Raw genomic sequence first — 18,126 nt, 5'->3', positions numbered from 1 at the left:
CTCACTCAAAGGTCTCTCAACTGTTTCCGGAGAGCCTCTCTACCCCTGTGTATTCTCGTTTTCACCGTACCAACTGGTATATTCAGAATCTCACTAATTTCTTTTAACGAGAGTTCATCAATATACTTTAATACGATGACCGAGCGATATTTATCGGGTAATCTTAAAATTTTTTGCTGAATGGTGCTCGATAATTCAAGCGACACCACCTCGTCCTCTGGCAAAATGCCGTCAGCCGCAATTTGAGAATACATATTCAGTCCTTCTGTCCCTGCCACCTCTGCATCTAAATAATAATCCGGCTTTTTTTTACGAATACGGTCGATGGTCAGGTTGGTTGCAATGCGGTACAGCCACGTGGAAAACTTACGATTCACATCAAAGCTCTCAATATTCACATAGGCACGAATAAACGCCTCCTGCGCAATATCTTCTGCTTCATGTGCATTCCCAAGCATACGATAGCACAGCTGATAAATTTTGTCTTTATACAGGTCTACGATGTCTGCAAATGCGTTCTGGTCGCCTTTTTTCACTTGCTTAATTCTCTTTTTAATCATTGTTTCCATAGTATATTCAACCTCTGCCTTCACCGGTCTTTATGTATACGAACCTCGTTCCAAAAGGTTTCATTCTCCTCTAAAAAATAGTGTAACAAATTTTTGACAGCATGTTACGCTTATCAGCCGGTAAAAACCTTAACATATCCTTAAATTTCCCCAAAATTAAAAAAAGAACGGGAACAAGTCCCGCTCTATAATAGCTTTTCACCCATTAAAGAACCAATTAATGCAACTGCCGCTTCTGCTGTTTTATTTTTCTCATCTAATACCGGATTCACCTCAACAAACTCAGCAGAAGTCAAAATACCTGCTTCCTCTAAAAGCTCCATTGCTAAATGACTCTCCCTATAACTGATGCCGCCAGCAACCGGCGTTCCCACGCCAGGGCACTCCGCTGGATCAAGGCCGTCTAAATCAAGTGACAAATGAACACCATCTGTTCTTTCTTTTAAATACGCAATGGCTTCCTCCATCACTCTCGTCATCCCTAATCGATCGATTTCATGCATCGTATACACTTTAATGCCTTTTTCTCTAATCAATGCCCGCTCTCCTTCATCTAAAGAACGAGCACCGATCAAGATCACATTCTCAGGCTTTACTTTAGGTGTATAACCGCCAATATTGATTAAATCAGCATGCCCAAAGCCGAGACTGACAGCGAGCGGCATCCCATGAATATTTCCAGAAGGAGAAGTTTCCTCTGTATTTAAATCACCGTGCGCATCATACCAAATGACACCCAAATTTTCATAATGTTTGGCTACACCGGCTAGTGTACCAATTGCAATGCTATGATCCCCGCCTAAAATCAGCGGAAACGAACCTGACTGCACAATACTGCTAACCTTTTCAGCAAGAAGCTGGTTTGCGCCAGCATTCTCCGTTAAGTTTTTCAGTTTTTCACTTGTATAGAGACCTTTCTCATCATCTCTTTGCTCAACGGGAATATCCCCTAAATCCTCGACATCAAATGAAAGCGATTCCAATTTTTCTTTTACACCAGCACAGCGAATGGCACTCGGCCCCATATCGACGCCCCTTCTCATTTGACCGAGATCCATCGGCACCCCAACAATCGTGACCTTCTTTTGATCTCCCATATGTACATCCCCTTTCCGTTCATGCTTATATTTTACTTTCTCGGTGCCTTCTGACTCAACTCAACAATATTTTGAATAGTTATACATTCCAATCGTCAAAATAAAAAAAGACACCTTTTTTAAAAAGGTGTCTTAACTGGGCTAGCTGGATTCGAACCAACGCATGACGGAGTCAAAGTCCGTTGCCTTACCGCTTGGCTATAGCCCAAAAATGGTGGAGGGGGGCGGATTCGAACCGCCGAACCCGGAGGGAGCGGATTTACAGTCCGCCGCGTTTAGCCACTTCGCTACCCCTCCACATATGGAATTGATAAAAGAAAAACAGTGCCGGCAAGAGGACTTGAACCCCCAACCTACTGATTACAAGTCAGTTGCTCTACCAGTTGAGCTACACCGGCATATGGTGGAGGATGACGGGCTCGAACCGCCGACCCTCTGCTTGTAAGGCAGATGCTCTCCCAGCTGAGCTAATCCTCCACATGATGGTGACCCGTACGGGATTCGAACCCGTGTTACCGCCGTGAAAGGGCGGTGTCTTAACCGCTTGACCAACGGGCCAGTTTGTCAAGTTTACTGTTTCCGTGAAGCTGACAAAAGTTATTATATACAGGTTGTCCCCCTTTTGTAAAGGGGATTTTTATTTTTTTTATTTTCTAACTATTCAACCCTCATCAGCACAACATTTCGACTGAAATATAATTTCAGTATTTAAATATAATATTGAAATTTCATGTCATACTCAATATACTGAAAATGAAGAAATAAGGAGGTATGTCACATGCAGCCATCTCAACTGCGTTCTTTGACAACAGAATCAAGAAACCCTAACACCATGAGAATTTCACAAGCAAGCCCGCTAGAAATACTCCAAATGATAAATGCGGAAGATATGAAGGTCGCTCAAGCCGTCAACCGTGTCCTTCCAGACGTAAAGACAGCAAGTGACTTGGCCTTTGAATCCATCTCGAATGGGGGCAGACTCATTTATCTAGGCGCTGGAACAAGCGGCAGAATTGGGGTAATGGATGCGGTCGAATGTCCACCTACCTATAGCATTTCACCTGATGTCATCGTAGGCATCATGGCCGGTGGAGACTCTGCCTTTTCACATGCAGCAGAAGATGTGGAAGACAGTGAAGAAGCTGGTCAAAAAGATTTAGAACACATTCACCTGACATCAAAAGATGCGGTTGTCGGCATCGCGGCGAGCGGTAGAACACCCTATATCATTGGCGCTTTAAACTATGCTAGAACCATTGGAGCAAAAACAGTAGCCCTCAGCTGCAATGAACAAGCAGAGATTAGCGAACTAGCAGACTGCGCCATTGAAGTCGTCGTAGGAGCAGAAGCCATCACTGGGTCAACACGAATGAAAGCCGCATCCGCTCATAAAATGATTTTAAATATGCTTTCCACCTCTGTCATGATCAGACAAGGCAAAGTATATGAAAACCTGATGGTAGATGTAAAAGTAAGCAATCATAAACTGAAAGAACGCGCCATCACCATCATTCAGCATGTGACCAATGCTTCCTACGAACAAGCCGTAAAAGCCCTTGAAGCAGCCGATTTAGAAGTTAAAACAGCCATCGTCATGCTCCAAACCAAAACAGATAAAAAGACAGCCAAAGACCTGCTCAACAAAGCAGATGGTCACATCGACAAAGCCATCTTACGTCATCAATCTTAAAGGAGGAAACTCATGTCAGCAGGCGGACTCACCCTACTACACACAATGAAATCAAAGCTTCCCCAATCTGAAAAAATCATTGCAGACTATATCCTTGCCCATCCTGACAAAGTCATTAAAAGCACAGTGCATGAAATCAGTCAGGCTGCCGGTGCAAGCAGCTCTGCCGTCATCCGCCTCTGTAAGTCTCTCGGGCTGGATGGCTATCACGATTTGAAAATGCGGATCGCTGGAGATTTAATGCACACTGATAAACAAGGCTACCGGGATATCGAACAAGATGAACCACTTCAATCCATTATTCAAAAGACAGCAGGAAACACCATTCAATCGATCAAAGATACAGCCTCTATTTTAAATGTAGAAGCTTTAGAAAAAGCTGTTCAACTGCTGCTGAATGCAAACCAAATCCATTTTATCGGTGTGGGTGCATCTGGCATCGTCGCAGCTGATGCCCAGCAGAAATTTCTCAGAATCAATTATGCAGCTACAGCCTTTACTGACATGCACATCGCATCTACGGTCATCGCAAATGCTGGAAAGAATGACATTGTGTTCGGTATATCCTTTTCTGGAGAAACGTTAGACATCATCCAAGCCCTTCAGCTCGCCAAAGAAAATGAAGTAAAAACCATTGCTTTAACACATCCAGGGCATACAAGCGTTTCTGCATTGTGTGATGTTCATCTATCGACGTCTGGTTCCAATGAAGCACCTTTTCGCAGTGCTGCCACTTCCTCTAGAATGGCACAGCTCTATTTAATCGATGTCTTGTTCCTCAGTTTAGCCTCTCGTCAATATGAACAGACGGCACAATATATTGACAAAACAAGGCATGCCATCCGCTCCATGAAACGAAAAACAAAGGGGGATTCAACATGAGTCATCAAAAGAAATATCAGCAGTTGGCGAAAGACATCCTTTCACTCTGTGGTGGTTCTGAAAACATCTCTTCCCACACACATTGTATGACACGTCTTCGAATTACACCCATTGATCGTGAAAAAGTGCAAACCACCGCGATCAAAGAACTCGATGGCGTCATTGGCGTCGTCGAAGCGGAAACACTGCAAATCATTTTAGGCACAGGTGTTGTCAACCAAGTATCAAGTGCGTTTGAACAGCTACTCAATGCCTCAGGTTCATATGACTTAAACAACGAAGCACAGAAAAACAAACAAGCCATTTCACAAAAGAACCGCACACCATTCAAGCTGTTCTTACGGCGGATCGCCAGCATTTTCATTCCCATTATTCCAGCACTCGTTGCATCGGGTCTTATAACGGGTATTACAAAAGCGGTCGTGCAAGCAGGCTGGCTCGATGAAAAATCTCAAGCTGCGATTATCCTAACCGTTATAGGCTCAGGCTTGTTTGCTTATCTCGGTATATTAGTAGGAACAAACGCCGCAAAAGAATTTGGTGGCTCTCCTGCATTAGGCGCATTAGCAGGTATTCTCATCATTAACCCAGCTGCCGCTGATATTATGTTATTTGGCACTAATATTCTACCAGGTAGAGGCGGACTTATCGGTGTTCTTCTTGCAGCTATTTTTATGGCACTTGTTGAGACCCGGATCAGACGCTTCGTCCCGCAATCACTCGATATCATCGTCACACCAACCATCACACTACTCATTACAGGCATTTTCACGTACGTTATCTTCATGCCAGTCGGCGGATTTATATCTGATGCCATCACCTCTGGACTTACTTATCTATTAAACATTGGCGGTATTTTTGCCGGATTTGTCCTTGGTGCGACCTTCCTTCCCCTTGTTGTCACTGGACTTCACCAAGGCCTAACACCTATTCATATGGAACTGATTAATTCAATTGGAGATGACCCGCTTCTGCCAATCCTCGCTATGGGAGGCGCAGGACAGGTCGGTGCTGCCTTTGCCATTTATATGAAAACAAAAAAGAAAAAGCTGAAAAGAGCCATTGCAGGCGGACTTCCTTCAGGATTGCTTGGAATTGGAGAACCGCTCATTTTCGGTGTCACACTCCCGCTCGGAAGACCCTTCCTCACTGCTTGTCTCGGCGCTGGAATCGGTGGAGCATTTCAAGCCTATTTCCAAATCGCCACTAAAGCAATCGGGGTATCAGGTCTCCCATTAACCTTTATCGTTCACACACATCAAATGCTGCTTTACTTAATAGGTCTCTTCATTGCATATGTCGCTGGATTTATCTTCACATACTTATTTGGATTTCATGATGATATGGCTGTTGAATTCGAGGAAAATAAGCAATAGGAGGTCTAGCTCTTGAAGAAATATTTTCTCATCATCACAACTCTGTTCATGCTCCTAGGGTTACCAGTACAAACATTTGCAACTAGCTCCCATCCTGTATCGTCTTTGTCTAAAACAGCACCTGAAGAATATCCCGTCTTAAAAAAAGCAAAACGACCGGAACAAGTAGGTTTTTCTTCTAGGCAGCTTAGGAAGGTTGATCACATGATTCAAAACGATATCAAAGCAGGGTTTCCAGGGGCAGCACTCATCATTATCAAGGATGGTCAGATCGTCCATCAAAAAGCCTATGGCTACAGACAAAAATATAAAGGGACAACAGAACTCAAATTCTATAAGAAAATGAAAAAGAACACACTGTTCGATTTGGCATCCAATACTAAAATGTATGCCACCAACTATGCCCTGCAAAAGCTAGTATATGAACAAAAACTAGATGTAAATGAAAAAATACAAACCATCCTGCCTGACTTTCAAGATGAACCAGATGCAAAGGTAACCGGCAAAGATCAGCTTCGAGTCAAAGACCTTCTCACCCATTCTGCCGGACTGCCTTCCAGTGTTTTATTTTATAGCAAAGAGCAAGCGGGCTCTTTTTTCTCCCAAGATAGACAAACAACCATGAAATGGCTACCAAAGGTGCCTCTGCAATACAAGCCAGGCACTCAGCATATTTATAGTGATATTGATTACATGCTGTTAGGCATGATCATTGAGAAAAAAACCGGTATGCCACTTGATCAATATGTAGAGTCGACGATTTATCGACCGCTTGGTCTAAAACATACCATGTTCAATCCGCTGAAAAAGGGATTCAAGCCAAAGCATTTTGCAGCAACCGAGCGTCTAGGCAATACACGCGATGGTGTCATTGATTTTGAAAACATTCGCAGGTACACCCTGCTAGGTGAAGTCCACGATGAGAAAGCCTATTACTCAATGGCAGGTGTCTCCGGACATGCTGGACTTTTCTCTAATACATCAGATATGGCCGTACTGCTTCAGCTGATGCTCAATAAAGGAGGCTATGGGAAAACAACCATCTTTGACCAAGCTTCTATCGATCTCTTTACGGAATCATCAGACACGAACCCAACTTACGGGCTAGGCTGGCGGAAAAACGGCAATACTGACATGGAATGGATGTTTGGGAAATACGCAAGTAAAGAAGCGTATGGACACACAGGCTGGACCGGAACGATGACATTGATTGATCCAAAACACAATCTAGGCGTCGTCTTGCTGACAAATAAAAAACATTCACCCGTCGTTTCACCTGAAGTCAACCCAAATCAATTTGAAGGTGACCTTTTCCCAACTGGTACTTATGAAAGCATCATGACTGCAATCTACGAATCTTTTAAGTAAAAGGAGGAATTCGATGTTAAAAGCTCTGTTCCCCGCTGCACTCGTTTTGGCCCTGCTCACCTCTTCCATTCCAACGGAAAAGGTGAGCTCCGCCCCTCTCCCAACTGCCAAACAAATGGTTCAGGACATGTCCTTGGATGAAAAAATTGGCCAAATGCTCATGCCAGACTTTCGCAATTGGCAAGCAGAAGGTGAATCCGCTCCTACAGGCTTCACAAAAATGAATAAAGAAGTTTCTCACCTTGTAGAGAAATATCATTTAGGCGGTGTCATCTTATTTGCAGAAAATGTCGTTGATACGAAACAAACCGTCAAACTCACACATGAATTTCAACAAGCATCACCCAACATTCCTTTACTCATTTCCATTGATCAAGAAGGCGGAATCGTCACAAGACTACAAAAGGGAACACATTTCCCAGGAAATATGTCGATTGGTGCCTCTCGAAGTAAGAAAAATGCTTATGACACTGGAAAAATCATCGGCAAAGAATTAAACGCTCTAGGTATCAATACAAATTTCTCTCCTGTTCTTGATGTAAATAATAACCCGAATAACCCCGTCATCGGTGTCCGTTCCTTTAGCTCTGACCCTGAACTTGTCACGAGACTCGGTCTGCAAACCATGAAAGGACTTCAAAAGGAAAAGACCATTTCCACATTAAAGCATTTCCCGGGACATGGTGATACAGCTGTTGATAGTCACTACGGTCTTCCGCTTGTAGAACATAATCTAGATCGTCTTAAAAAGGTGGAGCTGTATCCATTTCAACAAGCAATCAACGCAGGGGCAGATATGGTCATGACCGCTCATGTTCAATTCCCAGCCATTGATGACACAACGTATAAAAGCAAAAAAGATGGCGAGGACATTATGGTTCCAGCAACCTTATCAAAAAAAGTCATCACAAATTTATTAAAAGAAGACATGGGCTTTCAAGGAGTGGTTGTAACAGACGCCCTCAATATGAAAGCGATTGCAGATAACTTCGGACAGGAAGAAGCTGTGGTAATGGCTATTAAAGCAGGCGTCGACATTGCCCTCATGCCAGCACCTGTCACGTCCTTAAAGACAGAAAAAAACTTAGAGAATGTGTTCAATGCTTTAAAAAGAGCAGTTCTCACAAACGAAATTCCAATGTCCCAGATCAATCAATCTGTCGAAAAAATCCTTCAATTAAAGATCAAACGCGGCGTCATTTCCACCAATAAACCAGTAAGCCTTGAGAAGAAAATCAAAAAAGCCACACAGCTCGTTGGTCAAAAGTCGCACCGAAAAGCAGAACAAAAAATGGCACGCGAAGGAATCACTCTCCTTAAAAACAACGACAAAACCTTGCCTTTTAGGCCTAAAAAGAATGACAAAATCGTACTCATGGCACCGTACGAAGATCAAACAAAAGCAATGTCCGTCACAATTGAATCACTAATCAAGCAAAAAAAGATCAAACCTGTGCGTATCCAATCATACGCATTTGCAGATAAGAGCTTCTCCAAAGAAACAGCCAAACTCATTCAAGATGCTGACTATGTCATTACCGGCTCTTACGTTGTCCAAAATGACCCGGCTGTGAATGATGGCGTCATTGATGACGGTGTACAGGATCCGAAAAAATGGGCAACGGCCTTCCCTCGTGCTGTCATGAAAGAAGCAGCAGCACAAAACAAAAAATTGGTCATCATGAGTCTTAGAAACCCTTATGATGCGGCAAATTTCGAGGAAGCCGATGCCTTACTGGCTGTGTACGGTTTTAAAGGGTACTCAAACGGACAATTCAATCAACCGAATATTCCTGCGGGACTAGAAGTGATTTTTGGAGCGACCTCACCTAAAGGGAAATTACCCGTCGCTATCCCATCAGTCACTCATCCTAATCAAACCCTTTACCCATTTGGCTATGGACTCAATTTAAAAGGAAAACAGATCAAATAGGAGGGATTCTCTTGAAAAAGACAGCAAGCTTGATACTCGCTAGCATTCTCATGATCAGCACATTGACCGCCGCCTCCCCCGCAGATTCAGAACGAACAGATACAAAAGGAAAAAAAGCAACAGTCAAAACAGGTATCGAAACATTACTCTCAAGTAACCTCTCTTGGCTTAAAGGGAAAAAAGTAGGGCTTATTACGAATCCTACAGGCATTGATGCAAACATGAAAAGCAGTGTCGATCTGCTATTTGAACACCCCGATATTAAACTGACTGCCTTGTATGGGCCTGAACATGGCGTCCGCGGTGATGCACAAGCAGGAGAAGGCGTCGAATCGTATACCGACGAAAAAACGGGCCTGCCTGTTTACTCTCTTTATGGAAAAACAAGAAAGCCAACTCCTGAAATGCTCAAAAATGTAGATGTCCTGCTATTTGATATTCAAGACGTTGGTACTCGTTATTACACCTATATTTACACGATGGCGTATGCAATGGAAGCAGCTAAGGAAAACAACATTCCATTTGTTGTCTTAGATCGTCCAAACCCCATAGGCGGGCTAAAAGTAGAAGGACCCGTATTAGAGCCAGAACACGCCTCTTTTGTAGGTCTCTATCCCATCCCATTAAGACATGGGATGACAACTGGAGAACTTGCATACATGTTTAATAAAGAGTTTCATATCAACGCTGATGTAAAAGTGATCAAAATGAAACATTGGAAACGATCCATGACGTTCGATGACACGAAGCTGCCGTTCGTCCTCCCTTCACCTAACATGCCGACCGTTGATAGTACCTTTGTTTACCCAGCAACAGGATTAATCGAAGGCACAAACGTTTCTGAAGGCAGAGGAACGACAAAACCGTTCGAACTCATTGGCGCTCCATATATCAATAGCAACGAGCTAGCAGATCATTTAAATGGGTTAAAACTAAAAGGCGTTCAATTTAGACCTGTTTCATTTACCCCTACCTTTTCAAAACATGCCGGGACTTTGTCTCACGGGGTACAGCTTTATGTCACAGACCGAAAATCATTCGAAGCAGTCAAAACAGGTCTATCCATCATCAAAGCAATACATGACTTGTATCCTAATGACTTTCAATTCCTACAAACAGGCAGCTTTGATAAACTCATCGGGAATAGCTGGATCAAAGAAGAAATCAATAAAGGCACTTCCATCAAACACATCATGAAACAATACCACCATGACCTGAAAACGTTCGAAAAGAAACGGAAGAAATACCTCATCTATTAATCGCAAAAAAGCCTCCATCTTAAAGGATGGAGGTTTTTTCATGATAAAGACTTAGTCACAGCAGGTACTTTCAGCTCGAAACGATGAAGTAAAAAGCCAAACAAGGCTGCAAGCACTTGCTGAAACAGCATGCCAATCACAACAGGAACAGCAACAGCAGGCGGGAAAAAGCTAATGGCAAGCACAGCACCCGCGCTAATGTTCCGCATACCGCCCGTATACACAATCGCCACAATTTCTCCTTGGGTACATTTCATCGCCTTTCCAATCAACCACGCAAACGCATACCCACTCATCGCAATGAAAAAGACAGTCGCTGCTTTGCTAAAAAATGCAGCATCCAGTTCACGCAAATATGGGGCGACAACAGAACTGTTAATCGATACGACAACAAACAAGCCTAATTTTGAAAAAGGAGCCAAGGTCTGACTCATTGCTTTTGTCACCGATGGCTTTGCATACTGACGAACGAGCATCCCTAAAATAGAGGGCAGCACCACCATACCGAATAGTCCTTTCATGATCGCCACCATGTCCATATGGACCTGTGTACCAACGAAGATTGACAAGCTTACTGGTACAATCAATGGCGAAAGCAATGTATCAATTAATATGATAGATAACGTTAACCCCACATTCCCTTTATACATTGCCGCCCATATTAAACTAGACACACCTGTCGGAATCACCATCGCAAGCGTCAAACCGGTGATCGTCATAGAATCGCCCGCAAATATCAAATGCCCCGCTGACCATGCATAAAGGGGCATCAGCACATGCAAAATCATAAACGATAAAATCAAAGGCAATGGATGCATCACCGTATGCTTTAAAGCTGAAAAAGTAGATGACAAGCTCCCTGAAAATGTCATCACAGCAAACACCCAAGGCACCAAAAAGGTGAAATCTTTTAAATACGCCGCCAATAATACACCAAGTAGCACGCTGACAGGCGTAATGAGCGGCATCATCCGGCCGAGCACCTGATTCAAACGGACAAGCATGCCGGCCACCTCCATCCTTCACTTTCTTCCTTGTTCTATTGTAACAAACAGAAAAGTCTTCTTAAGATCCGATCACTTGTTTCATCAGTTTTTGACTAGACGTATCCATTCCAACTACGTCCACCTCTACACCAGCTGTACGATATTTTTCCTTCACACGTTCAATTGCGGCCACACCTGATTCGTCCCATATACGCGCTTCAGACAAATCAATCACAACCGTTTTCAGGTCGTTTCCATGATGGAAGGCTTGAATCAATTCAGTCACGGAAGCAAAGAAAATTTGACCCTTAATTCGGTAAACCCATGTACCAGCTTGGCTTTCTGTAGAGGTAATATGCAGTTTTGATATTTTAGCCACAAAGAATACGGCACTAAGCAGCACTCCTGCAAAAACACCCTTGGATAAATCATGAGTGAACACCACCGTCACGACCGTGACAAGCATCACAAGAGAATCTGTTTTTGGGTTCTTTTTCAGCTGCTGGAATGAACTCCAATCAAAGGTACCAATAGAAACCATGATCATGACAGCCACAAGAGCAGCCATGGGAATTTGAACAACCACATCACCGAGCACAAAAATCAATACCATTAAAAATGCACCAGCCACAAAGGTAGAAAGTCTGCCTCGTCCCCCTGCCTTTGTATTAATCACAGATTGACCAATCATCGCACAGCCAGCCATACCGCCAAAAAATCCTGCCACCACATTGGCAATTCCTTGGCCTCTCGCTTCCTTATTTTTACGACTAGACGTTTCCGTCATATCATCTACAATCTGCGCTGTTAATAAAGATTCAAGTAAACCAACCATCGCAAGTGCTAAGGAATAAGGAAAAATGATAGCAAGTGTTTCCCAGCTAAACGGTACATTGGGAATAAGAAAAGTTGGCAAAGAGCCAGGAAGCTCTCCCATGTCCCCAACCGTTCTGACATCAATATGCCCAAATACAGCAATCATCGTCATCACAATAATTGCAATAAGTGGAGAGGGAATAACTTTTGTGACCATCGGCAATACATAAATGATCAACAATGCTCCACCTGTCATGACATACATAGCCATGGATTCCCCAACGAAATGCGGCAGCTGTGCCATGAAGATCATAATTGCCAACGCATTGACAAAACCAACCATCACAGACCTCGGAATAAATTTCATCAGACGAGAAACACGGCACAATCCAAACACAATTTGAATCAAGCCTGTTAAAATCGTAGCTGCGAACAAATACTGCAATCCATGATCTGCAATCAAATTGACCATGACCAGCGCCATAGCCCCAGTAGCGGCAGAGATCATACCTGGCCGTCCACCAACAAACGAAATCACAATCGCAATACAAAACGAAGCATACAAACCGACCTTAGGATCAACGCCCGCAATAATCGAAAACGCAATCGCCTCAGGAATCAAAGCCAAGGCCACTAAAATACCCGCCAGCACATCCTGACGCACATGTCCAAACCATTCTTGCTTTACAAATAAATCTTTCAAACCATCTACTCCTTTTTATATACATACCGTACAAGGAAAAAGAAGGCGAATAAAACTCGGAGATACAGAAAGGAAAAAACAATAATCATTTTCGGGGAAAAAGAGGAACGTACAGAGTCTTTTGTAAGAGAGGTAGTCATCACTTTAGTAAGGATAAAAGAAATACGCCGAAGAATCAAGAACAAATAGAAGGAGTATATAGAAAGCTAAGGCAAAGCTTCCATCAAAATCGCTCGAGTCATTTTCTATTTTCATGAGCCTGACTAAGATCAATAAACGTCAATTTATTTTAAAACAAACAAAAAAAGCCTTCTCATCAACGAGAAACCTTAACATTTACCATTATCATATAGAGGAAAGCTTCCAAGCGGGCTCGAACCGCTGACCTCTTCCTTACCATGGAAGTGCTCTACCTACTGAGCTATGGAAGCATGGCTCCGCAGGTAGGACTCGAACCTACGACCGATCGGTTAACAGCCGATAGCTCTACCACTGAGCTACTGCGGAATGGATAAAGTAACTTCTTCCATTGGAAGGATATAAACAAAAAGCTTGGCGGCGTCCTACTCTCACAGGGGGAAACCCCCAACTACCATCGGCGCTGAAGAGCTTAACTTCCGTGTTCGGTATGGGAACGGGTGTGACCTCTTCGCTATCGCCACCAAACCTGATGGAGAGAATGTTCTCTCAAAACTAGATAACAATGTTCATTTTTCACATTAGAATATAGGTTAAGTCCTCGATCTATTAGTATCTGTCAGCTCCACGTGTCACCACGCTTCCACCTCAGACCTATCAACCTGATCATCTTTCAGGGATCTTACTTCCTTGCGGAATGGGAAATCTCATCTTGAGGGGGGCTTCATGCTTAGATGCTTTCAGCACTTATCCCGTCCGCACATAGCTACCCAGCGATGCCCTTGGCAGAACAACTGGTACACCAGCGGTGCGTCCATCCCGGTCCTCTCGTACTAAGGACAGCTCCTCTCAAATTTCCTGCGCCCGCGACGGATAGGGACCGAACTGTCTCACGACGTTCTGAACCCAGCTCGCGTACCGCTTTAATGGGCGAACAGCCCAACCCTTGGGACCGACTACAGCCCCAGGATGCGATGAGCCGACATCGAGGTGCCAAACCTCCCCGTCGATGTGGACTCTTGGGGGAGATAAGCCTGTTATCCCCGGGGTAGCTTTTATCCGTTGAGCGATGGCCCTTCCATGCGGAACCACCGGATCACTAAGCCCGACTTTCGTCCCTGCTCGACTTGTAGGTCTCGCAGTCAAGCTCCCTTGTGCCTTTACACTCTGCGAATGATTTCCAACCATTCTGAGGGAACCTTTGGGCGCCTCCGTTACATTTTAGGAGGCGACCGCCCCAGTCAAACTGCCCACCTGACACTGTCTCCCTGCCCGATAAGGGCAGCGGGTTAGAAGGTCAATACAGCCAGGGTAGTATCCCACCGATGCCTCCACCGAAGCTAGCGCTCCGGTTTCCAAGGCTCCTACCTATCCTGTACAAGCTGTACCAACATTCAATATCAGGCTGCAGTAAAGCTCCACGGGGTCTTTCCGTCCTGTCGCGGGTAACCTGCATCTTCACAGGTACTATAATTTCACCGAGTCTCTCGTTGAGACAGTGCCCAGATCGTTGCGCCTTTCGTGCGGGTCGGAACTTACCCGACAAGGAATTTCGCTACCTTAGGACCGTTATAGTTACGGCCGCCGTTTACTGGGGCTTCAATTCGCACCTTCGCTTACGCTAAGCGCTCCTCTTAACCTTCCAGCACCGGGCAGGCGTCAGCCCCTATACTTCGCCTTACGGCTTCGCAGAGACCTGTGTTTTTGCTAAACAGTCGCCTGGGCCTATTCACTGCGGCTTCTCGGGGCTTTAACACCCTAAGAAGCACCCCTTCTCCCGAAGTTACGGGGTCATTTTGCCGAGTTCCTTAACGAGAGTTCTCTCGATCACCTTAGGATTCTCTCCTCGCCTACCTGTGTCGGTTTGCGGTACGGGCACCTCTCACCTCGCTAGAGGCTTTTCTTGGCAGTGTGGAATCAGGAACTTCGCTACTAAATTTCGCTCGCCATCACAGCTCAGCCTTCACGGGAAACGGATTTGCCTATTTCCCAGCCTAACTGCTTGGACGCGGATATCCAATACCGCGCTTACCCTATCCTCCTGCGTCCCCCCATTGCTCAAATGGTGAGGAGGTGGTACAGGAATATCAACCTGTTGTCCATCGCCTACGCCTTTCGGCCTCGGCTTAGGTCCCGACTAACCCTGAGCGGACGAGCCTTCCTCAGGAAACCTTAGGCATTCGGTGGACGGGATTCTCACCCGTCTTTCGCTACTCATACCGGCATTCTCACTTCTAAGCGCTCCACCAGTCCTTCCGGTCTGACTTCACTGCACTTAGAACGCTCTCCTACCACTGTTCGTAAGAACAGTCCGCAGCTTCGGTGATACGTTTAGCCCCGGTACATTTTCGGCGCAGAGTCACTCGACCAGTGAGCTATTACGCACTCTTTAAATGGTGGCTGCTTCTAAGCCAACATCCTGGTTGTCTAAGCAACTCCACATCCTTTTCCACTTAACGTATACTTTGGGACCTTAGCTGGCGGTCTGGGCTGTTTCCCTTTCGACTACGGATCTTATCACTCGCAGTCTGACTCCCAAGGATAAGTCATCGGCATTCGGAGTTTGACTGAATTCGGTAACCCGGTAGGGGCCCCTAGTCCAATCAGTGCTCTACCTCCGAGACTCTTACCTTGAGGCTAGCCCTAAAGCTATTTCGGAGAGAACCAGCTATCTCCAGGTTCGATTGGCATTTCACCCCTACCCACACCTCATCCCCGCACTTTTCAACGTGCGTGGGTTCGGGCCTCCATTCAGTGTTACCTGAACTTCACCCTGGACATGGGTAGATCACCTGGTTTCGGGTCTACGACCACGTACTCATGCGCCCTATTCAGACTCGCTTTCGCTGCGGCTCCGCATCTTCTGCTTAACCTTGCACGGGATCGTAACTCGCCGGTTCATTCTACAAAAGGCACGCCATCACCCGTTAACGGGCTCTGACTACTTGTAGGCACACGGTTTCAGGATCTATTTCACTCCCCTTCCGGGGTGCTTTTCACCTTTCCCTCACGGTACTGGTTCACTATCGGTCACTAGGGAGTATTTAGCCTTGGGAGATGGTCCTCCCGGATTCCGACGGAATTTCACGTGTTCCGCCGTACTCAGGATCCACTCTGGAGAGAACAACATTTCAGTTACAGGGCTGTTACCTTCTTTGGCGGGCCTTTCCAGACCTCTTCGCTTATATCGTTCCTTTGTAACTCCGTATAGAGTGTCCTACAACCCCAAGAGGCAAGCCTCTTGGTTTGGGCTGTTCCCGTTTCGCTCGCCGCTACTCAGGGAATCGCATTTGCTTTCTCTTCCTCCGGGTACTTAGATGTTTCAGTTCCCCGGGTATGCCTTCTCATACTCTATGTATTCAAGTATGGATACTACTCCATTACGAGCAGTGGGTTTCCCCATTCGGAAATCTCCGGATCAAAGCTTGCTTACAGCTCCCCGAAGCATATCGGTGTTCGTCCCGTCCTTCATCGGCTCCTAGTGCCAAGGCATCCACCGTGCGCCCTTTCTAACTTAACCATTTCTTACTTTAGAAAGAATCACTATGTGTGATGAACTTTGCATTGCATTCAATGTGAATGTATTACTTATTGTTATCTAGTTTTCAAAGAACAATCCTGTCTCGCTAGAGACATGTTTGAAGGAATGATCCTTCAAAACTAAACAAGACGAAAAACGTACGCTGCTCCATATATCCTTAGAAAGGAGGTGATCCAGCCGCACCTTCCGATACGGCTACCTTGTTACGACTTCACCCCAATCATCTGCCCCACCTTCGGCGGCTGGCTCCATAAAGGTTACCTCACCGACTTCGGGTGTTGCAAACTCTCGTGGTGTGACGGGCGGTGTGTACAAGGCCCGGGAACGTATTCACCGCGGCATGCTGATCCGCGATTACTAGCGATTCCAGCTTCACGCAGTCGAGTTGCAGACTGCGATCCGAACTGAGAACAGATTTGTGGGATTGGCTAAACCTTGCGGTCTCGCAGCCCTTTGTTCTGTCCATTGTAGCACGTGTGTAGCCCAGGTCATAAGGGGCATGATGATTTGACGTCATCCCCACCTTCCTCCGGTTTGTCACCGGCAGTCACCTTAGAGTGCCCAACTGAATGCTGGCAACTAAGATCAAGGGTTGCGCTCGTTGCGGGACTTAACCCAACATCTCACGACACGAGCTGACGACAACCATGCACCACCTGTCACTCTGTCCCCGAAGGGAAAGCCCTATCTCTAGGGTTGTCAGAGGATGTCAAGACCTGGTAAGGTTCTTCGCGTTGCTTCGAATTAAACCACATGCTCCACCGCTTGTGCGGGCCCCCGTCAATTCCTTTGAGTTTCAGTCTTGCGACCGTACTCCCCAGGCGGAGTGCTTAATGCGTTAGCTGCAGCACTAAGGGGCGGAAACCCCCTAACACTTAGCACTCATCGTTTACGGCGTGGACTACCAGGGTATCTAATCCTGTTCGCTCCCCACGCTTTCGCTCCTCAGCGTCAGTTACAGACCAGAGAGTCGCCTTCGCCACTGGTGTTCCTCCACATCTCTACGCATTTCACCGCTACACGTGGAATTCCACTCTCCTCTTCTGCACTCAAGTTTCCCAGTTTCCAATGACCCTCCCCGGTTGAGCCGGGGGCTTTCACATCAGACTTAAGAAACCGCCTGCGAGCCCTTTACGCCCAATAATTCCGGACAACGCTTGCCACCTACGTATTACCGCGGCTGCTGGCACGTAGTTAGCCGTGGCTTTCTGGTTAGGTACCGTCAAGGTGCAAGCAGTTACTCTTGCACTTGTTCTTCCCTAACAACAGAGCTTTACGATCCGAAAACCTTCATCACTCACGCGGCGTTGCTCCGTCAGACTTTCGTCCATTGCGGAAGATTCCCTACTGCTGCCTCCCGTAGGAGTCTGGGCCGTGTCTCAGTCCCAGTGTGGCCGATCACCCTCTCAGGTCGGCTACGCATCGTCGCCTTGGTGAGCCGTTACCTCACCAACTAGCTAATGCGCCGCGGGTCCATCTGTAAGTGACAGCCGAAACCGTCTTTCATCCTTGAACCATGCGGTTCAAGGAACTATCCGGTATTAGCTCCGGTTTCCCGGAGTTATCCCAGTCTTACAGGCAGGTTACCCACGTGTTACTCACCCGTCCGCCGCTAACATCCGGGAGCAAGCTCCCTTCTGTCCGCTCGACTTGCATGTATTAGGCACGCCGCCAGCGTTCGTCCTGAGCCAGGATCAAACTCTCCGAAAAAGTACAAAACCGAAGTTTTGCTTTTCGCCAGTTTGACTGACTACCTATGATGTATCAT

The 18,126-nt window shown here is 45.8% G+C and carries 10 protein-coding genes, 7 tRNA genes and 3 rRNA genes; 6 read left to right on the top strand and 14 right to left on the bottom strand.

Annotated elements, in window-relative coordinates; genetic code table 11:
* Nucleotides 1–5: 5 nt before the first annotated feature.
* From sigW to NSQ52_RS01030, 7 genes are all read right to left on the bottom strand, one after another.
* Nucleotides 6–569 carry an RNA polymerase sigma factor SigW gene (sigW, locus tag NSQ52_RS01060; RefSeq protein WP_007498553.1) on the bottom strand — a complete coding sequence of 188 codons (564 nt, stop codon included), beginning with the start codon at nucleotides 567–569 and terminating at the stop codon, nucleotides 6–8.
* Nucleotides 570–754: 185 nt separating this feature from the next.
* On the bottom strand, nucleotides 755–1,666 hold the full coding sequence (rocF, locus tag NSQ52_RS01055; RefSeq protein ID WP_039170230.1) for an arginase: 912 nt from the start codon (nucleotides 1,664–1,666) through the stop codon (nucleotides 755–757).
* 136 nt (nucleotides 1,667–1,802) lie between these two features.
* Nucleotides 1,803–1,874: transfer RNA gene (locus tag NSQ52_RS01050), tRNA-Gln, on the bottom strand.
* A gap of 4 nt (nucleotides 1,875–1,878) precedes the next feature.
* Nucleotides 1,879–1,963, bottom strand: a tRNA-Tyr gene (locus NSQ52_RS01045).
* Nucleotides 1,964–1,991: 28 nt separating this feature from the next.
* A tRNA-Thr gene (locus NSQ52_RS01040) sits at nucleotides 1,992–2,064 on the bottom strand.
* 3 nt (nucleotides 2,065–2,067) lie between these two features.
* Nucleotides 2,068–2,143 (bottom strand) — tRNA-Val (locus NSQ52_RS01035).
* A gap of 6 nt (nucleotides 2,144–2,149) precedes the next feature.
* Nucleotides 2,150–2,224: transfer RNA gene (locus NSQ52_RS01030), tRNA-Glu, on the bottom strand.
* Nucleotides 2,225–2,444: 220 nt separating this feature from the next.
* Between NSQ52_RS01030 and murQ the strand changes: the two genes are divergently transcribed.
* Genes murQ through NSQ52_RS01000 form a run of 6 tightly spaced genes read left to right on the top strand, consistent with a single transcriptional unit; the run spans nucleotide 2,445 to nucleotide 10,174 of the window.
* The gene (murQ, locus tag NSQ52_RS01025) at nucleotides 2,445–3,356 is read left to right on the top strand and encodes an N-acetylmuramic acid 6-phosphate etherase (RefSeq protein ID WP_342473818.1); all 912 of its coding nucleotides are present in this window, start codon (nucleotides 2,445–2,447) and stop codon (nucleotides 3,354–3,356) included.
* A 12-nt stretch (nucleotides 3,357–3,368) separates the two neighbouring features.
* Complete coding sequence (locus tag NSQ52_RS01020) at nucleotides 3,369–4,238, top strand: MurR/RpiR family transcriptional regulator (RefSeq protein ID WP_007498558.1); 870 nt, start codon at nucleotides 3,369–3,371, stop codon at nucleotides 4,236–4,238.
* On the top strand, nucleotides 4,235–5,614 hold the full coding sequence (locus NSQ52_RS01015; RefSeq protein ID WP_342473817.1) for a PTS transporter subunit EIIC: 1,380 nt from the start codon (nucleotides 4,235–4,237) through the stop codon (nucleotides 5,612–5,614). Before NSQ52_RS01020 ends, NSQ52_RS01015 begins: the two co-directional genes overlap by 4 nt.
* A 12-nt stretch (nucleotides 5,615–5,626) precedes the next feature.
* Complete coding sequence (gene pbp4b / locus NSQ52_RS01010; protein WP_342473816.1) at nucleotides 5,627–6,982, top strand: penicillin binding protein PBP4B; 1,356 nt, start codon at nucleotides 5,627–5,629, stop codon at nucleotides 6,980–6,982.
* A gap of 13 nt (nucleotides 6,983–6,995) precedes the next feature.
* The gene (locus NSQ52_RS01005; protein ID WP_342473815.1) at nucleotides 6,996–8,915 is read left to right on the top strand and encodes a glycoside hydrolase family 3 protein; all 1,920 of its coding nucleotides are present in this window, start codon (nucleotides 6,996–6,998) and stop codon (nucleotides 8,913–8,915) included.
* Between the two features lie 11 nt (nucleotides 8,916–8,926).
* Nucleotides 8,927–10,174 carry a DUF1343 domain-containing protein gene (locus NSQ52_RS01000; protein WP_007498566.1) on the top strand — a complete coding sequence of 416 codons (1,248 nt, stop codon included), beginning with the start codon at nucleotides 8,927–8,929 and terminating at the stop codon, nucleotides 10,172–10,174.
* Between the two features lie 38 nt (nucleotides 10,175–10,212).
* On the opposite strand, the gene NSQ52_RS00995 is transcribed toward NSQ52_RS01000, so the two are convergent.
* The 7 genes from NSQ52_RS00995 to NSQ52_RS00965 form a co-directional block, all read right to left on the bottom strand.
* The gene (locus tag NSQ52_RS00995; protein WP_035390705.1) at nucleotides 10,213–11,178 is read right to left on the bottom strand and encodes a bile acid:sodium symporter family protein; all 966 of its coding nucleotides are present in this window, start codon (nucleotides 11,176–11,178) and stop codon (nucleotides 10,213–10,215) included.
* Between the two features lie 61 nt (nucleotides 11,179–11,239).
* Nucleotides 11,240–12,679: a SulP family inorganic anion transporter gene (locus NSQ52_RS00990; protein WP_327872048.1), complete on the bottom strand. Its 1,440-nt coding sequence runs from the start codon at nucleotides 12,677–12,679 to the stop codon at nucleotides 11,240–11,242.
* Between the two features lie 358 nt (nucleotides 12,680–13,037).
* Nucleotides 13,038–13,110: transfer RNA gene (locus NSQ52_RS00985), tRNA-Thr, on the bottom strand.
* Nucleotide 13,111: 1 nt separating this feature from the next.
* Nucleotides 13,112–13,186, bottom strand: a tRNA-Asn gene (locus NSQ52_RS00980).
* Nucleotides 13,187–13,229: 43 nt separating this feature from the next.
* Nucleotides 13,230–13,345 (bottom strand): 5S ribosomal RNA (rrf, locus tag NSQ52_RS00975).
* A 61-nt stretch (nucleotides 13,346–13,406) separates the two neighbouring features.
* Nucleotides 13,407–16,337, bottom strand: a 23S ribosomal RNA gene (locus tag NSQ52_RS00970).
* A gap of 182 nt (nucleotides 16,338–16,519) precedes the next feature.
* Nucleotides 16,520–18,068 (bottom strand): 16S ribosomal RNA (locus NSQ52_RS00965).
* The 16S, 23S and 5S rRNA genes sit together here with 2 tRNA genes alongside, the layout of an rRNA operon.
* Nucleotides 18,069–18,126: the final 58 nt, after the last annotated feature.

The sequence above is a fragment of the Bacillus sp. FSL W8-1141 genome, assembly GCF_038593205.1.
GTDB classification, from domain to species: domain Bacteria; phylum Bacillota; class Bacilli; order Bacillales; family Bacillaceae; genus Bacillus; species Bacillus altitudinis.
The sequence above is the reverse complement of the archived record's forward strand: the minus strand, read 5'-3'. Positions and strand labels throughout refer to the sequence as shown.